Source organism: Bradyrhizobium sp. Crot121 (assembly GCF_059512385.1).
This window is the reverse complement of sequence record NZ_JCAMOR010000001.1, coordinates 16,337-33,963: the sequence shown is the minus strand read 5'-3', so window position 1 is coordinate 33,963 and position 17,627 is coordinate 16,337. Positions and strand designations below refer to the sequence as shown.

Annotated in this window: 14 protein-coding genes; 13 read left to right on the top strand and 1 reads right to left on the bottom strand. The window is 62.6% G+C overall.

Features of this window, described 5'->3' with window-relative positions:
• Positions 1-43 precede the first annotated feature (43 nt).
• From fdhD to AC5ZGW_RS00080, 12 genes are all read left to right on the top strand, one after another.
• Positions 44-901: a formate dehydrogenase accessory sulfurtransferase FdhD gene (gene fdhD, locus AC5ZGW_RS00135; RefSeq protein WP_130227855.1), complete on the top strand. Its 858-nt coding sequence runs from the start codon at positions 44-46 to the stop codon at positions 899-901.
• Positions 902-1,168: 267 nt separating this feature from the next.
• The gene (gene fumC, locus AC5ZGW_RS00130; RefSeq protein WP_130227856.1) at positions 1,169-2,605 is read left to right on the top strand and encodes a class II fumarate hydratase; all 1,437 of its coding nucleotides are present in this window, start codon (positions 1,169-1,171) and stop codon (positions 2,603-2,605) included.
• Positions 2,606-2,616: 11 nt separating this feature from the next.
• Positions 2,617-3,021, top strand: a complete 405-nt coding sequence (locus AC5ZGW_RS00125) for a cupin domain-containing protein (protein WP_130227857.1) — start codon at positions 2,617-2,619, stop codon at positions 3,019-3,021.
• Positions 3,022-3,061: 40 nt separating this feature from the next.
• Complete coding sequence (mqo, locus tag AC5ZGW_RS00120; RefSeq protein WP_130227858.1) at positions 3,062-4,600, top strand: malate dehydrogenase (quinone); 1,539 nt, start codon at positions 3,062-3,064, stop codon at positions 4,598-4,600.
• An 18-nt stretch (positions 4,601-4,618) separates the two neighbouring features.
• The gene (locus AC5ZGW_RS00115) at positions 4,619-6,031 is read left to right on the top strand and encodes a cytochrome ubiquinol oxidase subunit I (RefSeq protein ID WP_130227859.1); all 1,413 of its coding nucleotides are present in this window, start codon (positions 4,619-4,621) and stop codon (positions 6,029-6,031) included.
• Between the two features lie 2 nt (positions 6,032-6,033).
• Entirely contained in the window at positions 6,034-7,020 is a 987-nt protein-coding gene (cydB, locus tag AC5ZGW_RS00110) for a cytochrome d ubiquinol oxidase subunit II (protein ID WP_130227860.1), read from the top strand.
• A 60-nt stretch (positions 7,021-7,080) separates the two neighbouring features.
• A complete protein-coding gene (locus AC5ZGW_RS00105; RefSeq protein WP_130227861.1) occupies positions 7,081-9,135 on the top strand; it encodes an FUSC family protein in 2,055 nt (684 codons plus the stop codon).
• Entirely contained in the window at positions 9,132-9,338 is a 207-nt protein-coding gene (locus AC5ZGW_RS00100; protein ID WP_028162150.1) for a DUF1656 domain-containing protein, read from the top strand. Before AC5ZGW_RS00105 ends, AC5ZGW_RS00100 begins: the two co-directional genes overlap by 4 nt.
• A 2-nt stretch (positions 9,339-9,340) precedes the next feature.
• Positions 9,341-10,282 (top strand): efflux RND transporter periplasmic adaptor subunit, encoded by a 942-nt coding sequence (locus AC5ZGW_RS00095; RefSeq protein ID WP_130227862.1) that lies wholly within the window; start codon positions 9,341-9,343, stop codon positions 10,280-10,282.
• Between the two features lie 222 nt (positions 10,283-10,504).
• Positions 10,505-11,155, top strand: a complete 651-nt coding sequence (locus tag AC5ZGW_RS00090) for a response regulator transcription factor (RefSeq protein WP_028162152.1) — start codon at positions 10,505-10,507, stop codon at positions 11,153-11,155.
• 230 nt (positions 11,156-11,385) lie between these two features.
• Positions 11,386-11,784, top strand: coding sequence for a response regulator transcription factor (locus AC5ZGW_RS00085; protein WP_130227863.1), 399 nt, complete (start codon positions 11,386-11,388; stop codon positions 11,782-11,784).
• Positions 11,785-12,086: 302 nt separating this feature from the next.
• Complete coding sequence (locus tag AC5ZGW_RS00080) at positions 12,087-13,622, top strand: ATP-binding protein (RefSeq protein ID WP_165435366.1); 1,536 nt, start codon at positions 12,087-12,089, stop codon at positions 13,620-13,622.
• A 94-nt stretch (positions 13,623-13,716) separates the two neighbouring features.
• On the opposite strand, the gene AC5ZGW_RS00075 is transcribed toward AC5ZGW_RS00080, so the two are convergent.
• Entirely contained in the window at positions 13,717-14,961 is a 1,245-nt protein-coding gene (locus AC5ZGW_RS00075; RefSeq protein WP_130227865.1) for an oxalate decarboxylase family bicupin, read from the bottom strand.
• A gap of 289 nt (positions 14,962-15,250) precedes the next feature.
• On the opposite strand from AC5ZGW_RS00075, the gene AC5ZGW_RS00070 reads away from it, so the two are divergent.
• Positions 15,251-17,545, top strand: a complete 2,295-nt coding sequence (locus tag AC5ZGW_RS00070) for an FdhF/YdeP family oxidoreductase (RefSeq protein WP_130227866.1) — start codon at positions 15,251-15,253, stop codon at positions 17,543-17,545.
• The last annotated feature ends 82 nt before the right edge of the window (positions 17,546-17,627 follow it).

The following is a 17,627-nucleotide window of genomic DNA, read 5'->3' as shown; positions in this document are numbered from 1 at the left end:
TAGCCCGCCGCGCATTCGACGCCGAACCCGAGCTGAGGTGATCATGGCCGCCGATGGTGCTTTCATCGAACGAACCGGCCTGAACTGGCGGGGCGGCCGCGCGAGCTCTTCGTCACGAGCGGTGGCGGAAGAGACCGCCATCGCGCTGACCTTCGACGGATCGACCTATGCCGTGATGATGGCGACGCCTGCCGATCTGAAGGATTTCGGCGTCGGCTTCGCCATGACGGAGGGCATCGTTGCCCGCACCGAGGAGATCAGGAGTCTCGATCTGATCGAGACTGATCTCGGCATCGAGGTCCGGATCTGGCTTGCAGAAAATCGGACCGCGGCCTTGTTCGCGCGGCGCCGTGCCTCGGTGGGCCCCGTCGGTTGCGGTCTTTGCGGCATCGAAAGCCTGGTGGAGGCGAGGCGCGCGGTTCCCAGGGTGAAGAAGGGCGCGACGTTCGATGCCCGCGATCTTCTGGAAGCCATGCGTGCGCTTCCCTCGCTGCAGGACCTGAACCAGAAAACCCGCGCTGTGCATGCGGCCGCTTTCTGGCAGGCCGATGGCGGCGTCGGCCCGGTGCGCGAGGATGTCGGTCGCCACAACGCACTCGACAAGCTCGCCGGCGCGCTAATCCGTCACAACAGGTCGGTCTCGAACGGTGCAATTCTGCTCACCAGCCGCATCTCGGTCGAGATGGTGCAGAAGACCGCCATGATCGGCGCGCCCATCATCGTCGCCGTTTCCGCACCGACGACGCTCGCGATCAAGACCGCTGACGAAGCGGGGATCACCTTGATCGCCATTGCGCGCGACGACGGCTACGAAGTGTTCACGCATCCCGACCGTGTTGTCTTCGCGCCGGGAATGCGTCGCCGTTCCGTTGAGACAGGCGATGGCTTTGCGACGGCGTGAATGCTTTCGCGGCCTCGGCCAAAGTGAACACTATCGGCGATAGCGGCAATCGTAGCCGTTTGTACTGATGTGCTTGCGCGCGGCCTTCCGCGCTGGCGCGTCGTTCTTGCTTGTGACGACGGAAATTCGCGAAAATTGTCGCAGCGCAGTGCTGACATGCAATTCCGTAAAAGACGTTCGTTTCAGGAAGCCTGTACGCGACCCCGCACGTAGCCTTGCCGCAACGCCGATGCTTGCTTTTCGAACCGCGCGTAAAGAGAGGCGACCATGAGTGACTTCCGCAAGGAAACCGACAGTCTTGGTGAAGTCGAAGTCCCCGCCGATAAGCTCTGGGGCGCCCAGACCCAGCGTTCGCTCGAGCACTTCAGCATCGGCAAGGACCTGATGCCGCGCGAGATGATCCATTCCTACGCGATCCTGAAGAAGGCGGCCGCGAACGCCAACCATGCGGGCAAGCGGCTGGATGCCAAGGTGCACAAGCTGATCGTCCATGTCTGCGACGAAATCCTGCAGGGCCAGCATCACGACATGTTTCCGCTGCACGTCTGGATGACCGGCAGCGGCACGCAATTCAACATGAACGTCAACGAGGTGATCTCGAACCGATGCTGCCAGCTCGCAGGCACGCCGCTCGGCAGCAAGCATCCGGTTCATCCGAACGATCACGTCAACATGTCGCAATCCTCGAACGACAGTTTTCCTTCCGCCATGTATATCGCGGCCGCCGTCAACGTGACGCAACGCCTTGTTCCGGCGGTGAAGGCCCTGCACGACGCGATCGATGCCAAAGCCAAACAGTGGGACGACGTGGTCAAGATCGGCCGCACCCACATGCAGGATGCGACGCCGCTGACGCTCGGCCAGGAATGGTCGGGCTATGCCGGCATGCTCGCCGATGACCTTGCGCGGATCGAGGACGCGCTCAAGGGCGTGTTCCGGCTGGCGCTTGGCGGCACCGCCGTGGGCACCGGCATCAATGCGGCGCCGGGCTTTGCCGAGGCTGTCGCCGCCGAGATCGCGCGCCTGAGCGGGTTGCCGTTCGTCAGTGCGCCCAACAAGTTCACCGTGCAGGGCGCGCATGATGCGCTGGTGCAGCTTTCCGGCACGCTGCGCACGCTTGCGGTCTCGCTCTACAAGATCGGCAACGACATCCGCCTGATGTCCTGCGGCCCGCGCGCCGGCTTTGCCGAACTGATGATCCCGGAGAATGAACCAGGCTCCTCGATCATGCCGGGCAAGGTCAACCCGACCCAGGCCGAAGCGCTGACGATGATCGCGGTGCAGGTGATGGCGAACGATGTCGCGGTCGGCTTCGGCGGCGCCAGCGGCTATCTGGAGATGAACGTCTACAAGCCGCTGATGATCCACAACATCGCCCAGTCGATCACGATCCTGACCGACGGCTGCACGAATTTCCGCAAGTTCCTGGTCGAGGGCACCAAGCCCAACGAGAAAAAGATCAAGGAATATGTCGAACGCTCGCTGATGCTGGTCACCGCGCTCGCGCCCGTGATCGGCTACGACAAGGCGTCGGCGATCGCGCACCACGCGATGGACAACGATCTCACGCTGAAGGCGGCGGCGCTGAAGCTCGGCTTCGTCAGCGAGCCGGAATTCGACCGTGTCGTCGATCCCGCCAAGATGGTCAAGCCCTATGTGGCCCAAGGCAACGCGCCGGTCAAAGCCGGCACACCGACAAGCTGAAGGAGCGCAGCATGATCAGATGCGTCAGGTTATGGACCGGTGAAGACAACAATTCGCATTTCGAGGATGGGTTCATCGAGCTTGAGCCGGGCCAGCGCGGCGATTGGCTCAGCAGCAAGGCCGACGCCGTCACCATCTCCTTCCAGGAGACGGCATCGGGCGGTGCGTTCGCCTGGCACACCGCGCCGATCCGCCAATTGGTGATCACGCTCTCCGGGACGCTGGATTTCCAGACCCGCGACGGCGAGCACTTCCTGCTGCATCCCGGCGACATCCTGCTGGCGGAAGACACTGCCGGCTCCGGACATAGCTGGAAACTGACCGACAATTCATCCTGGCGCCGCGGCTATGTGGTGCTGCGGCCCGGTGCGCATGTGCCGTTCCGGGCCAAGGAGAAACAGTCCGCCTCGGCGTGAGTCGTTCAGGACAGCGATATCAACCCGGAAGGAGACATCCATGCAGAGCATCCCCACTGGCGAGCCGGACGTCGTCCTCATCGGCGCAGGCATCATGAGCGCTACGGTAGGCGTTTTCCTCAAGGAGCTGGAGCCGCAACTCACCATCTCGATGTTCGAGGTCTTGGAGGATTGCGGGCTGGAAAGCTCGGATGCCTGGAACAATGCCGGCACCGGGCACGCCGCCAATTGCGAGATGAACTACACGCCGGAGCGGCCCGACGGCAGCGTCGACATTTCCAAAGCGCTGCAGGTCAATGTCGAATTCGATCTGTCGCGGCAGTTCTGGTCCTTTCTTGTCGGCAAGGGCGCGATCTCGGATCCGCGCACCTTCATCCATCCGGTGCCGCATATGAGCTTCGTGTCCGGCGCCGACAATGTCGAGTTCCTCAGGAAGCGGTTCAAGGCGATGTCGGCCCATCATTGCTATGAGGGCATGGAGTACACCGAGGATCCGAAGCAGATCGCCGACTGGGTGCCGCTGGTGATGGAAGGCCGTAGTGGCGACGATCCGGTCGCTGCAACGCGGATCATCACCGGCACCGATGTCGACTACGGCTCGCTGACCCATCATCTGGTTCATCATCTCGTCAGCCAGCCCGGCTGCGCCGTCCATTACAAGAGCGTCGTCACTGATCTCGTTCGCGATCAGGATGGTCGCTGGCGGATCGAGGTTCACGATACCGACACCGGCGAGAAACGGACAGTCAAGACAAAGTTCGTGTTCATCGGCGCCGGCGGCGGCGCGCTGCCGCTCTTGCAGAAATCCGGCATCCCGGAAGGGAACGGCTATGGCGGCTTCCCCGTCTCGGGCATCTGGCTGCGCTGCGACGATGCCGCGGTCAATAAGCGTCACCACGCCAAGGTCTATGGCAAGGCTGCGGTCGGCTCGCCGCCGATGTCGGTGCCGCATCTCGACACCCGCGTCATCGGCGGGCAGCACTCGCTGTTGTTCGGGCCTTATGCCGGCTTCTCCAGCAAGTTCCTCAAGCACGGCTCGCGGCTCGATTTATTCGAGTCGATCCGGCCCGCCAACGTCGAACCGCTACTTGCGGTGGCGCGCGACAATTTCGACCTGACCGAATATCTGATCGGGCAGGTGCTGCAGTCCGAGAGCCATCGGCTGGCGACGCTCGACCAGTATTATCCGAACGCTGATCCCAAGGACTGGCGGCTGCAGGTCGCAGGCCAGCGCGTCCAGATCATCAAGCCGGACGTCAAGCGCGGCGGACTGCTTGAATTCGGCACTGAACTGGTCGGCGCTGCTGATCATTCGCTGGTCGCGCTGCTTGGCGCGTCGCCGGGCGCCTCGACCGCGGCCTTCATCGCCATCAGCGTGCTGGAGAAGTGCTTTGCCGGCCAGCTCACGGCGAATGCCTGGCTGCCCAAGCTGAAAGAAATCATCCCATCCTACGGCATATCGCTGATCGATGATGCGGATTTCTGCCGGCGCATCCGTGCGACCACCGCCAAAATTCTGAAGGTCGACAACATTCCACCGCCGGCCGCCACACCGACGTCGGCAGCGCAACGGGCTTGAGAAGGCAGGAGACTTCCGATGGATGCCACAGCACTTCTCCTGTCACGATTGCAGTTTGCCTTCACCATCTCCTTTCACATCATCTTCCCCTCGTTCACGATCGGCCTGGCCGCGTGGCTGACCGTGCTCGAAGCGATGCACATGCGTACCGGCAAGCCGGTGTACCGGACACTGTTCGAGTTCTGGCTCAAGATCTTCGGCGTTGCCTTCGGCATGGGCGTGGTGTCGGGCGTGGTCATGGGATTCCAGTTCGGCACCAACTGGAGCGTGCTGGCCAAGATGTCGGGACCGATCCAGGGGCCGCTATTGTCGTACGAGACGTTCACCGCCTTCATGCTGGAGGCGAGCTTCTTCGGCATCCTGATCTTCGGCCGCAACCGCGTGCCGCCATGGTTCTATCTGTTCTCCACTGCCATGGTGGCGCTGGGAACGACGCTTTCGGCGTTTTGGATCATGGTCAACAACAGCTGGATGCAGGCGCCGGTCGGCTATGTCCTGGAGAAGGGACAGTTCGCGCCTGACGACTGGGTGGCGATCCTCTTCAATCGCGTGGTCTGGGTGCGCTTTCCGCACATGCTGATCGCCTCTTACCTGACCGGTGCGTTCTGCGTGGCGGCGACCGGCGCGTGGTACCTGCTGCGGCGGACCTATTACGTAGAGGCGCGGGTGATGCTGCGCATGGGCCTTTCGCTTGCGGCGGTGCTGCTTCCGATCCAGCTCTTCATCGGACATCTCGTCGGCGACTATGTCCACGATTATCAGCCGGCCAAATTCGCCGCGATCGAGGCCCGTTGGCACGACGAGCAGCCCGCCTCCGAAGTGCTGATCGCGGTTCCCGATTCGAGCACGGAGTCCAACAAATACGCGATCAGCATTCCCGTGCTCGGCAGCATCATCGGCAGCATGAGCTTGACCTCAAAGGAAGTCGGTCTGACGACATTCCCGCCGCAGGACCGGCCGCCGGTGATCATCCCGTTCTTCACCTTCCGCATCATGGTCGGCTGCGGTCTCGCGATGCTGGGGCTGGCCTGGCTCGGGACCTATCTCAGCCTCAAGCATCGGCTCGAGCGGAACCGCATGCTGCTCTGGGGTATCTTTCTCAGCTTTCCGCTGCCGTGGATCGCGATCCTCACCGGCTGGTACACCGCGGAAGTCGGCCGTCAGCCCTGGGCCGTCTATGGCGTGCTGCGCACGGCTGATGCGATGACGCCGTTCCTCACCGCGTCCGCCGCCTTGACCACGCTGATCCTGTTCGTCCTGGTCTACGCCTTCATCTTTTCGTTTGGCACCTACTACATCTATCGCCTGCTGCGCGCCGGCCCGGCCGGAATTCCGACCACGGAGCCGCGCGAAGCGGCACCGAACCGGCCCATGTCGATGGCCGATCAGCCCCCGGTCGGCGCACGCAGCTACATCAGTGCAGGAGAATAGACATGGTGATGTTCTGGGTAGCGCTGCTCGCAATCAGTATCCTGATCTATCTCCTGCTCGACGGGTTTGACCTCGGCGTCGGCCTGCTGTTCGGCCTGGCCAAGAACGAGAAGGATCGGGCCGAAATGCTGCACACGGTCGCGCCGGTCTGGGATGGCAACGAGACCTGGCTGGTCGTGGCTGGCGTGATCCTGTGGGGTGCGTTTTCCGCTGCCTACGCGATCCTGTTGTCGGCCTTCTATATCCCCGTCATCGTCATGCTGCTGGGATTGATCCTGCGCGGCGTGGCATTCGAGTTCCGCAACAAGGCGCTGGCCTCGCGCTGGGTCTGGGATGTCGCCTTCTCCGGTGGCTCGCTTGTTGCGAGCTTCATGCAGGGCGCGATGGTCGGCGCGCTGGTCGAGGGACTTGAGTTCACCAATGGCGAATATTCCGGCGGCGCGCTCGGCTGGCTGACCGGCTTTGCCGTATTGTGCGGTATCGGCCTTTGCCTCGGATACGCGCTGCTCGGCGCCTGCTGGCTGGTGCGGAAGAGCGAGGGGGCGGTTCGCGCCACCGCGCGCCGCCAGATCCCGGTCCTTGCGATCGCCGTGCTGGTGTTCCTGATCGTCGTCTTCGCCCATGCGCTCATCGAGAATCTTCCGATCCTGCAGCGGTGGACCGACAGGCCCTATCTGTTCGCGTTCCCGGCGATCGGTGCCACTGCGGCGCTGGTGCTTGCCACCAGCATCCTGCGCCATAACGATTACTGGCCGTTCCACATGGTGGCGACGATCTTCGTTACCGCCTTCGGGACACTGGCGCTGTCGTTCTGGCCCTATATGATCCCCTCTGTCATCACCATAGAGGAGGCGGCCGCGCCGCATTCCAGCCTCGCCTTCATGTTCTGGGGCGAGGGCTTGTTCGTGTTCCCGCTCATGCTGCTCTACATCGTGATCGGCTACCGCGTGTTCCGTGGTAAGGTCGGTCCCATGACCGATCATTACTGATGCGGCATGAGCTCGATTGAGATCAGCGCGCAGTCTGCCCGATGTGCATAGGTGAGGCAGATGACCAGGGCGGCGTCGCTTCTGCTTGATTGGACTGCGGGCCGGCTTCCCGAAGCAAGACGGCTTGCCGACCGGCTGCGCGTTCCGGCGTCGGCGCTGATGTTTGGGTTGCGCTTGTGGGCAAGCGTTTGCCTCGCCCTCTATCTCAGCTTCTGGCTTCAGCTCGAGATTCCGTCCTGGGCCGGTGCATCGGCCGCGATCGCCAGCCAGTCGCACCTCGGCGCTGCGCTGCGCAAGGGCTGGTTTCGCCTGATCGGGACGACGATCGGCGCTGTGGCGATCGTGGTGCTGGCAGCACTCTTTCCGCAACAGCGGGTCGGATTCCTGCTTGGACTGGCGCTTTGGAGCGCGGGCTGCGCTTTCGTGGCGACGCTGCTGCGCAATTTTGCGTCCTATTCGGCAGCGCTCGCGGGCTTTACCGCTGCAATCGTCGCAAGCGACCTGCTTGGCGCCACCGGTGGCGCCAATGGCGAGGTCTTCACGCTTGCGGTGAACCGCGCCAGCGAGATCTGCGTCGGCATCGTGTGTTCGGGCCTGGTGATGGCGATGACGGATTTCGGCGATGCGCCAAGGCGGCTGGCGAAGGAGATGGCTGCGCTGGCGACGGAAATCCTGGCTCAGCTCGTCGCGACGTTGTCGGAAAGGCGAGAGGGATCCCGCCGGATCGGCTTCGGTCTGGCGCAGCGGATCGGTGCTCTCGATCCCCTCATGGATGAGGCAGGCGGCGAGTCCTATGACGTTCGCTATCACATGCTGGAATTAGAGTCGGCATCGACTGGTCTTCTCCGCGCAATGTCCGCATGGCGAAGGGTGGCCGTCCATCTCGATCTGCTGCCAAGCGAAGAGGGGCGGCATGAAATCGGCCAGATCGCCCGCAGCTTTCCAACGGAGTTGACGGCGCAATCCGCCGGCGTTGCGATGATCGCACAAACCGATCCGGCGCGTTTGCGCAGGTCATGTGCTGCAGCCGTGCGTGAATTGCTGACGATGCGATGTGCGACGCCGTCGATCAAGCTGATCGTCGATGAGGCGGCGCGGTCGCTGCTTGCGCTTCGAAGGGCGTTTGGCGGCTTGCTCGTGCTGACTGATCCCGCGCAGCCCGTTCGGGCGCGGCGGCATGAGAGGTTTCCGGTTCCGGACTATGCTCCTTCGCTTCTCAATGCGGCACGGGCATTCACCGCGATCGCCGCGGTCGAATTGTTCTGGGTCGTGACGGCGTGGCCGAATGGCGCGCTTGCCGTCGCCTTTGCGGCGATCGCGCTCACCCTGTTCTCGGCGCGGCCCGATCAGGCCTATGGCATCACCATGCTGTTCATGGTCGGCGCCGCCATCACCACTGTGCTCGCGGCTATCGCCAACTTCGCGCTTCTGCCGCAGATGACATGCTTCGCCGGCCTCTGCCTTGTGATCGGGCTTGTTCTCATTCCGGCCGGTGCGCTGATGACCCAACCCTGGCTGCCGCCGGTCTTCATCGCGCTGGTCGCGACTTTCATTCCGCTGCTCGGGCCGGCGAACCAGATGACCTACAATACGCTCGCCTTTTACAATGTCGCGCTGGCGATCTTCGTGGGACTCGGCGCGGCCGCGCTTGCGTTCCGCATGGTGCCGCCGCTGTCGGCGGAGCTCCGTGTCCGCCGTCTGCTGCGGCGGACACTGCGGGAACTACGGCGGCTTGCCACCGACCGGCTGCAACTGACATCGGAGGCGTGGGAAGGACGGATCTACAACTACCTGCAGGCGCTCCCTGAAAAGACCGAGCCGACGGCACGTTCTGATCTCCTGTCGGCCCTGGTGGTGGGCAATGCCATCATCCGGCTTCGTCCCGTCGCCGGTCGCTTCGACCTTGATCAGGAGTTCTCCGTTGCACTGGATGCGGTCGCGCAAGCCGATATCGCGGCTGCGATCGAGCGCCTCGGAGACTTCGATGCGAAGCTTGCCGCGGTCGCGCCCACGACGCCGGGATTGCCCGTCAGGGAGCGGGCGCGCGGCAGCATCCTCGTGCTATCGGAAACGCTCGCACAACATAAGACCTATTTCGAAACATCGCCGCCATGAGCTTTTCGGAAGTCAACCTGTTTGGCGTCTACGTCGCCCCGCTTTCGTTGCTGATGGTGGCGGCCTGGCTTATCCTGGTCGTGTTGCGACGGATGGTGGCGGGCTTCGGCTTGCTGCGCCATGTCTGGCATCCGGCGCTGTTCGTGCTCGCGATTTATATCATTCTGCTTTCATGCGTGGTTTTGGTGGTAGCTGAGGTATAGCGATGTCTGAAGTTCAGACGCGATTGGCGGGCGACGGGAAAGCTCTGCTGCGCTCTTCGGCAGGCGGGGCGAGCCGCAGGATATCGCTCAGTTCCGTGATCCCGGCACTGCTCACGCTGGGCGCTGTCGTGGTGGCGGCGTTGTTGGGATGGTTCGCGTGGGACGTCTATATGGGGCGGCCGTGGACGCGCGACGGCATGGTGCGGGCCTATGTCGTGACCGTCGCGCCGGAGATTGCCGGGCGGATCGTCAACCTGCCGGTCGCCGACAACCAGATGGTGCGCAAGGGCGACGTGCTGTTCGAGATCGAACCGAACGACTACCAGATCGCGTTGGACGCTGCCCGCGCCCAGGTTGCGCGCGACCAGGCCGCGCTCGACTACGCGCGCGCCAACGAAGGACGGCAGGCGAAGCTGCGCGGAGAAGGCTGGGTGTCGACGGACGTCTTTCAGCAATCGGCAAGCTCGCTGCATCAACTGCAAGCCGCTGTCGCCGCGGGTCAGGCCATGGTCTCCAAGGCGGAGCTCAATCTCAGCCGTGTCACCGTTCGCTCGCCCGTCAATGGCTATGTGACGAATCTGCTGGCCCAGCGCGGCGACTACGCCAATATCGGCCAAAACCTGGTCTCGCTGGTCGACGCCGATTCCTTCTGGGTCGACGGCTATTTTGAGGAGACGAGCCTTGGAAGGATTCGCGACAATGATCCGGCGACAGTCCGCTTGATGGGCTACAGCCAGCTCATCCGTGGCCATGTCGGCGGGGTCTCGCGCGGCATCACTGTCACCAACGCGCAGCCGGGGCAGGGCGGGCTCGCGTCGGTCAATCCGATCTTCACCTGGGTGCGGCTGGCGCAGCGGATCCCGGTGCATATTCACATCGATCATGTGCCTGACGGGGTGCGCCTCGTTGCCGGCACCACTGCCAGTGTGGAAGTCGGCCGCTAGGCCTTCGATCCCGGTTGGCTATTTTGTCGCAGGCATAGCAGCAGCGCCGCGGGAGCATGGTTGCGTCCTGTTCCCGGCACCCCCGTAGAATTGCGGAGGTTCCGCTGATGTGTTCTAACGTCAGAGGTCAGGGATACCCGGAAAATCAGTTTTGAATCCGAAACATCCGTCTGCTGCCGTCCGCTGGAGTTCTCATTCGGCCATTGCATGCGGAGATGGCGCATGAATCCGTTTGCGTCGCCTCACGACCTGACGACGGGCCAGGAGTCAGTTGTCTTCGTCGTCGACGATGACGAGAGCGTACGACGGGCGCTTGCCAACCTGTTCCAATCGGTGGGCCTGGAGGTGCAGGAGTTCGGCTCCGCCGCGGAATTGCTGCACAGCAAGTTGCCTGATGTCGCGAGTTGCCTGGTGCTGGACATCCGGCTGCCCGGGTTGAGTGGGCTCGACCTCCAGCTCGAATTGGCCAGGGCCGACGTCCACATTCCCATCATCTTCATGACCGGTCACGGCGACATTCCGATGAGCGTCCGCGCCATGAAGGGCGGGGCGATCGACTTCCTGACCAAGCCGTTCCGCGATCAGGATATGCTCGATTCCGTGATGACCGCGATCAAGCGCGATCGCGAAAGGCGCGAGGCTGAGAAAGCCGTTACGGGCTTGCGAGAACATTTCGAGACCCTGACCGACCGTGAACGCGAAGTACTGGCTTTGGTGGCTGCGGGTCTCATGAACAAGCAGATTGCGGCGCAGATCGGGGTTGCCGAGATCACCGTCAAAATCCATCGCGGGCGCGTCATGAAGAAGATGGGCGCAAAATCGCTCGCCGATCTGGTCAGGATGGCCGAAATGATCGGAATTCGCCGCCGATAGCTGTGGGCGAGAAACCTAAGTATGATTCCCCGGTACCTTGATAGAGCGCATTTTAACGTTACGAGCGTGCGATCCGGGGAAGCGGTGCCGGCTTTTCCGCGCGACAAATGGGGAACGTTTGCGCGGCAGATCGTGTGCCGGACAAGAATCTAGGCGGGCTGACGATTCGAGGAAAAGTCATCGCGCGCTAGCGGATCCTTATTCCCCGTTTCCCCAAAAGGACAGCGATCTTGCCGACAACACCGATGATCTCCATCATCGACGACGATGCGTCCGTCCGTACCGCGACCGACAATCTGCTGAGGTCTTTTGGTTATGGCGTTCTCACGTTTGGGTCGGCTGACGAATTTCTGCAGTCCGGCGTGCTCGACCAGACCTCCTGCGTGATCGCCGACGTCAATATGCCCGGCACTAACGGCGTCGAGCTCCTGCTTCGCCTGCGCGCCCGCGGCAACGAGATACCTTTCATCTTTATCACGGCTTTTCCCGAGGCGGCCGTGTCCGCCCACGCCGCAAGCGCCGGTGCAGTCTGTCTCTTGACCAAGCCGTTCGAGACCGACAATCTCATTCAAAACCTTGAACAGGCCCTGCAGGGGCGTGATGGGCAAGGTCCGACTGTCAAGATCTGAATTCTTCGGCAGGCGGGTTTTTCCGACCCAGTCGGTCGCCAGACGGGACGGGTCCCGACGATCACCAAAACCGCATCGCGGCCGCCGTTCACGGCTCGTCCACTCCTGCCACACGGAAATTCAACGGCTCTTGAGTTGGAAGAACGAGTCTTGAGTTGGAAGAGCTCTTGCGCGACCGTAAGCAGGGATTTCATGATCGGGCGGCACAAGGAGCATTTGGCATGTATCCGGGCCAGCGTAGCAGCGAAACAGGTGCGCCCGCTTTGTCCGTCGATGCCCCGCGGCCATCTTCAGATTGGCGCTTGGGACTGACCGATTTCGATCAGACGCCCTGGGCGACGTTCTCCCGTTATGCGGTTGCGATCTTGTCGGTCGCTGCAGCTCTAATCGCCTCCAAGGCCGCGGTCGAGTACCTGAACATCGAACCGTACGTCTCGCTATTTCTTTGCGCGATCATGTTTGCGGCCTGGTTCGGCGGCCTCGGCCCCGGCTTGGTGTCGACTGCGCTTGCAGGTTTGGCGTTCGAGTATTTCGTGGCCTCTCCCATCAATTCGTTCGAGATCGATGTTCATCAGATCCCGCGCGTGAGTTTGTTCTTGATCACGGCGCTGTTCGTTAACTGGATCGCTGCGGCGCAGCGAAAGGCGACGAGATCGCTGGAGCTTTCTCGCCGCGATCTGTTGGCTGCGCTCGAAGCGCAGAAGCGGACCGAGGCCCGGCTGCTGCGGAGCGAAATGTACCTGGCCGAAGCGCAGCGGCTGAGCCGCACCGGCAGCTTTGGCTGGAAGGTGGCGACCGGCGAGATCAGCTGGTCGGAGGAGACGTTTCGGATCTTCGAATGCGATCCGGCCACAACGCCGACACTGGAGTTCGTGCTGCAGCGCATGCATCCCGAAGATCGGGATTTCGTGCAGCAATTGCTCGACGAGGCCTCGCAGAATGGCGTGGATTTCTGTCACGAAGCCAGGCTGGTGATGCCGAATGGCGCGCTAAAGCATATTCGCACTTTGGCCCATGCCATGAAGGACGGTCCTGATGGCATCGAGTACATCGGCGCGGTAACCGACGTCACCGCCGCCAAGCAGGCCGAGGCCGCGCTCAACGACGCGCAGGCGGACCTCGCGCACGCCACGCGCGTGATCACGCTCGGCGAGTTGACGTCCTCGATCGCCCACGAGGTGAACCAGCCGCTGGCCGCGATCATGTCGAACGGCGAAGCCTGCCTGCGCTGGCTCGACCGCGGCGCGTCAGGCATGGAGCATGCGCGGCGCTCGGTGGAATGGATCGTCAAGGATGTCAGCCGCGCGGCCGACGTGATCGGGCGCGTTAGGGCGCTGGCACGCAAGACCGATACGGAGCGGGCGCTTCTTGACATCAACGAGGTCGTCAACGAGGCCCGGGCGCTGATGCGGCGCGAGCTCACGAGCAAGCAGATCACGCTGCGTACGGAGCTTGCGACCGATCCGCTGATCGTCCGCGCCGACCGGGTTCAATTGCAGCAGGTCGTCATGAACCTGGTGATGAACGGCATCGAGGCGATGCAGCCTGTTACGGATCGGCCGCGCGAATTGCTGATCCGATCGCAGCGCAGTTTCGATGCCGATCAGGCCATCCTGATCATGGCGGACTGCGGCGTCGGCTTTTCCGACGAGAACGCCGAGCGGCTGTTCAATGCGTTCTTCACCACCAAGTCGGCCGGCCTTGGCTTGGGATTATCGATCTGCCGCTCGATCGTCGAGGCCCATGGCGGAAAGCTGTCTGCATCCCGCAATGCCGGGCCGGGCGCGACCTTCCAGTTCACCCTGCCGCTCCATGAGGATGTCGGACGGGCGCAATGAGTCCACCCGACTGCGATCATGCCTTCGGCAAGATACCCAGGTTCATGCCTTGGGCATGATACCCAGGTTCATGCCTTCGGCATGATACCCAGGTTCATGCCTTCGGCATGATACCCGGACTGTTGTCGGGCCACTTGGCAATCATCGCTTCGTCGATGTTGAGATGCTGCGCTACCAGCTTGGGCGGCGTATGCGTGAGCCAGTTCGTCAGCGAGACTTCCTCGTAGCGAGGGGCGCGGAACACGCCGACGAATTGCAGGTCGGTATCACCGACGTTCTCGACATAGTGCCCGTAGTTCTTCTTGACGTAACCGATGTCGCCCGCGTTGAAGTCCATTGTCAGCGCATTGGGGCCGGTGTTGAACACCGTCATCCGGGCCTTGCCCTTGATGTAGTATTGCCACTCGTCGGCGTTCGGATGCCAGTGCATCTCGCGGACCGCGCCCGGCTTGAGGGTGACCAGCGCCGAGGCCACGGTCGTTGCGACATTGAAGTTGGTGCTGTCGGCAACGTGAATGGTGCCGGCCTCGGACTGCTTGAGCGGGCGCGAGCCTTCGAGCGAGAAGATGAAGGGATGCGGCGGCATCTCTGCGTTCCTGCTCATCGCGGCGCGGTCGGCGGCGAGGTCGCCTGGCACGGTGCCCTGGAATATCCAGAGGTTGTGCAGCGGAATGTTCGCGAAGCTTTCGACCGGAACTCCGAAGTTCTTGGCGAGCACTTCGGGCGGCGTGTGGGCCATCCAATCCGACAGCAGCAGCGTATTGAACTCGTCGGCGTGGCCGTCATCGAAGCAGATCACGAACTCGCAGCCGTCGGGTCCGAGGCCCTGCAGCGAGTGTGGCGTGCCGGCCGGAAAATACCAGAGGTCGCCCGCCTTGAGGTCGCCGACATAAGGACGCCCCTCTGCATCGAGAACGGTCACGCGGCAGGTGCCATAGGTCATAATGGCCCACTCGGCGGCCTGATGCCAATGCAGCTCGCGAATGCCGCCGGCGGCGAGGCGCATGTTCACGCCGGATATTTCCTTCGAGATCGCGAAATCGTCGACCGTGACCTGCCGCGCCCAGCCGCCGTTCTGAATGCGTCTCGGTGCATTGTTGAAGGATGCCCAGGTCGTGGGCAGGCCGCCAACGTCGGTCGCGGGCGGAGTGAATGCGGATGGAAACTGTTTTGCGATGGCTGGATTCTGCGGACCGGGATCGGTCAGACTTCCGGGCGACTTGGCGTTGATGGCGCCCTGAGGCGGCTCGTCCGGATTGCCGAAGCTTGCAGCATGCGCGGATGCGGTCATTGCGGCTCCGACAGCCGACGCTGCCAGAAGATCTCGTCGCGAGAACATGAGCTGATACTCCAGAAAGAGATGGTCGAACCGGCACAGATCCGCTCATCAGCGGTCCGTTCATCAAGACCTAGGCAGGCGTCGTTGGTTTTGCTTCCGTAATGACACGCTTTTTCTGGAACGCACTGCCGCGATGACAGATGACGCGCAGTTGCGTGAGCACGACGTGCAAGCTTCTCACGCGGCGAGCGGTGCGATTGTGCAAATCCCGCCTCGTTTTGGAAAGACATCGGTTGGACAGCTCTCCTTTACTCAACCGACCCTGGCATTCTAAAAAAGGCCTTTGCCGATGACCGTTCGCAAATCCATCCGTCCCTATCATCAGCCGGCCGGCGGATGGGGAGCGCTCAAGGCATTGAGCGAGCATCTGATCGAGCAGCGCGTTCCGATCAAGGGCGCGACGACGCTGAGCCGGATGAACCAGCCCGAAGGATTCGACTGTCCGGGCTGCGCCTGGCCTGATCCGAAGCATACGTCGTCGTTCGAGTTCTGCGAGAACGGCGCCAAGGCAGTTGCGTGGGAAGCGACGGCGAAGCGCTGCACGCCGGAGTTCTTCGCCGAGCACTCCGTCACCGAGTTGTCCGGCTGGAGCGATTACGATCTCGAAATGGTCGGTCGGCTCACCCATCCGATGGTCTATGACAGGACGTCCGATCATTACCGTCCGGCAAGCTGGGACGATGCCTTCGCGATCATCGGCCGCCACCTCAACGCACTGCCCGACCCTAATATGGCGGAGTTCTACACCTCGGGTCGCACGTCGAACGAAGCCGCGTTCCTCTATCAGCTTTTCGCCCGCGAATACGGCACCAACAATTTTCCTGATTGTTCGAACATGTGCCATGAGGCGACCAGCGTCGGCCTGCCGCAGTCGCTCGGGGTGGGCAAGGGCACCGTGCTGCTCGACGACTTCGACAAGGCAGATTGCATCTTCATCTTCGGCCAGAACCCCGGCACCAACAGCCCGCGCATGATGACGAGCCTGTGGAAGGCATCGCGCCGGGGTGCAGCGATCATTTCCTTCAATCCGTTCCGCGAGCGGGCGCTGGAGCGCTTTCAATATCCGCAGAATCCGATCGAGATGGCGACCTTCTCGGCCACCAAGATCAGCTCGCCGCTCTACCAGGTACGCGTCGGCGGCGACATTGCCGCGCTCAAGGGCATCATGAAGGTGATGGTCGAGGAAGATGAGGCTGCGCGCGCAAGCGACAAGCCCGAGATCCTCGATTGGGATTTCATCCGTGGCCATACCGCCGGCATCGAGGCGTTCATCGCGGATCTGAAGGCGGCGCAATGGCCTGATATCGAGCGGCAGTCCGGTCTCTCGCGCGAGGATCTCGAGCATGCCGCGCACGTCTATATGAAGGCCGAGCGCGCGATTATCGTCTATGGCATGGGCATCACCCAGCACAAGCGCGGCGCCTGCAATGTGCAGCAGCTTGCCAATCTCGCGCTCCTGCGCGGCCACATCGGACGCGAGGGCGCCGGCCTCTGTCCGGTGCGCGGCCACTCGAATGTGCAGGGCGATCGCACCGTCGGCATCACCGAAGTGCCGACCAAGGAATTCCTCGATCGGCTGGAGCATCGCTTCGGCTTCAAGCCGCCAGCCGCGCACGGCCACAACGTGGTGACGGCGCTCGAGGCGATGCTGCGCGGCGAGGTGAAGGTGTTCGTCGCCATGGGCGGCAATTTCGCCGCGGCGATACCGGACTGGCAGCAGACGCAGGCCGCGTTGCGCAATCTGGATCTCACGGTCCATGTCTCGACCAAGCTCAACCGCAGTCATCTGATCCATGGGCGCGATGCGCTGATCCTGCCGTGCCTCGGGCGCACCGAGATCGATATCCAGGCGACCGGACCGCAATCGATCACGGTCGAGGATTCGATGTCGATGGTTCATGCCTCCGGCGGCCGCAACAAGCCAGCCTCCGAGCATCTCCTGAGCGAGCCGGCGATCATCGCCGGAATCGCGCGCGCCACCCTCGGCAACCGCAGCGTGGTGGATTGGGAGGCCTTGGTCGCCGACTACGACCGCATTCGCGATGCAATCGAGGACGTGTTCCCGATCTTCCAAGGCTACAATGCCCGCATCCGCGTGCCCGGCGGTTTCCATCTCACCTCGACGGCGCGCGAGCGCATCTGGATGACGCCGTCGGGAAAAGCCAATTTCCTGCTGTTCGAAGGATTGGGCGAAGATAGCTGTGAAAGCGATCCGGAGATGCTCTGGCTGAGCACCATCCGCAGCCATGATCAGTACAACACGACGCTCTATTCGATGTCGGACCGCTATCGCGGCGTGTACGGTCAGCGCGACGTGGTGTTCCTGAACGAGGCGGAAATGAAGAAGCGCGGCCTTGCGGACGGCGACCGGGTCGATCTCGTCACGCTCTCGACCGACGGAATGGAGCGCAGCGTGCACAATTTCCGCGTGGTCGGCTATTCCTTCCCGAACGGCTGCTGCGCCGCCTATTATCCCGAAACCAACCCGCTGGTGCCGCTCTATGCGCACGATCCCATCAGCTTCACCCCGTCGTCCAAGGGGATTCCGATCCGGATCGTGCGCTCGGTGAGGGAGCAGAACTAAGCGGGCACGCTCTCTCCTCCCTCTCCCCGTTCTTACGGGGAGAGGGTAGGGTGAGGGGCTGCTTCCACGGATACGGTGCGAG

Excerpts from the sequence above, each read along its gene's own strand:
- cydB (WP_130227860.1), top strand. The coding sequence starts at position 6,034 with ATGGTGATGTTCTGGGTAGCGCTGCTCGCAATCAGTATCCTGATCTAT.
- AC5ZGW_RS00100 (WP_028162150.1), top strand. The coding sequence starts at position 9,132 with ATGAGCTTTTCGGAAGTCAACCTGTTTGGCGTCTACGTCGCCCCGCTT.
- AC5ZGW_RS00075 (WP_130227865.1), bottom strand. The coding sequence starts at position 14,961 with ATGTTCTCGCGACGAGATCTTCTGGCAGCGTCGGCTGTCGGAGCCGCA.
- AC5ZGW_RS00115 (WP_130227859.1), top strand. The coding sequence starts at position 4,619 with ATGGATGCCACAGCACTTCTCCTGTCACGATTGCAGTTTGCCTTCACC.
- AC5ZGW_RS00090 (WP_028162152.1), top strand. The coding sequence starts at position 10,505 with ATGAATCCGTTTGCGTCGCCTCACGACCTGACGACGGGCCAGGAGTCA.
- fdhD (WP_130227855.1), top strand. The coding sequence starts at position 44 with ATGGCCGCCGATGGTGCTTTCATCGAACGAACCGGCCTGAACTGGCGG.
- AC5ZGW_RS00105 (WP_130227861.1), top strand. The coding sequence starts at position 7,081 with ATGACCAGGGCGGCGTCGCTTCTGCTTGATTGGACTGCGGGCCGGCTT.
- AC5ZGW_RS00125 (WP_130227857.1), top strand. The coding sequence starts at position 2,617 with ATGATCAGATGCGTCAGGTTATGGACCGGTGAAGACAACAATTCGCAT.
- AC5ZGW_RS00070 (WP_130227866.1), top strand. The coding sequence starts at position 15,251 with ATGACCGTTCGCAAATCCATCCGTCCCTATCATCAGCCGGCCGGCGGA.
- mqo (WP_130227858.1), top strand. The coding sequence starts at position 3,062 with ATGCAGAGCATCCCCACTGGCGAGCCGGACGTCGTCCTCATCGGCGCA.
- AC5ZGW_RS00095 (WP_130227862.1), top strand. The coding sequence starts at position 9,341 with ATGTCTGAAGTTCAGACGCGATTGGCGGGCGACGGGAAAGCTCTGCTG.
- fumC (WP_130227856.1), top strand. The coding sequence starts at position 1,169 with ATGAGTGACTTCCGCAAGGAAACCGACAGTCTTGGTGAAGTCGAAGTC.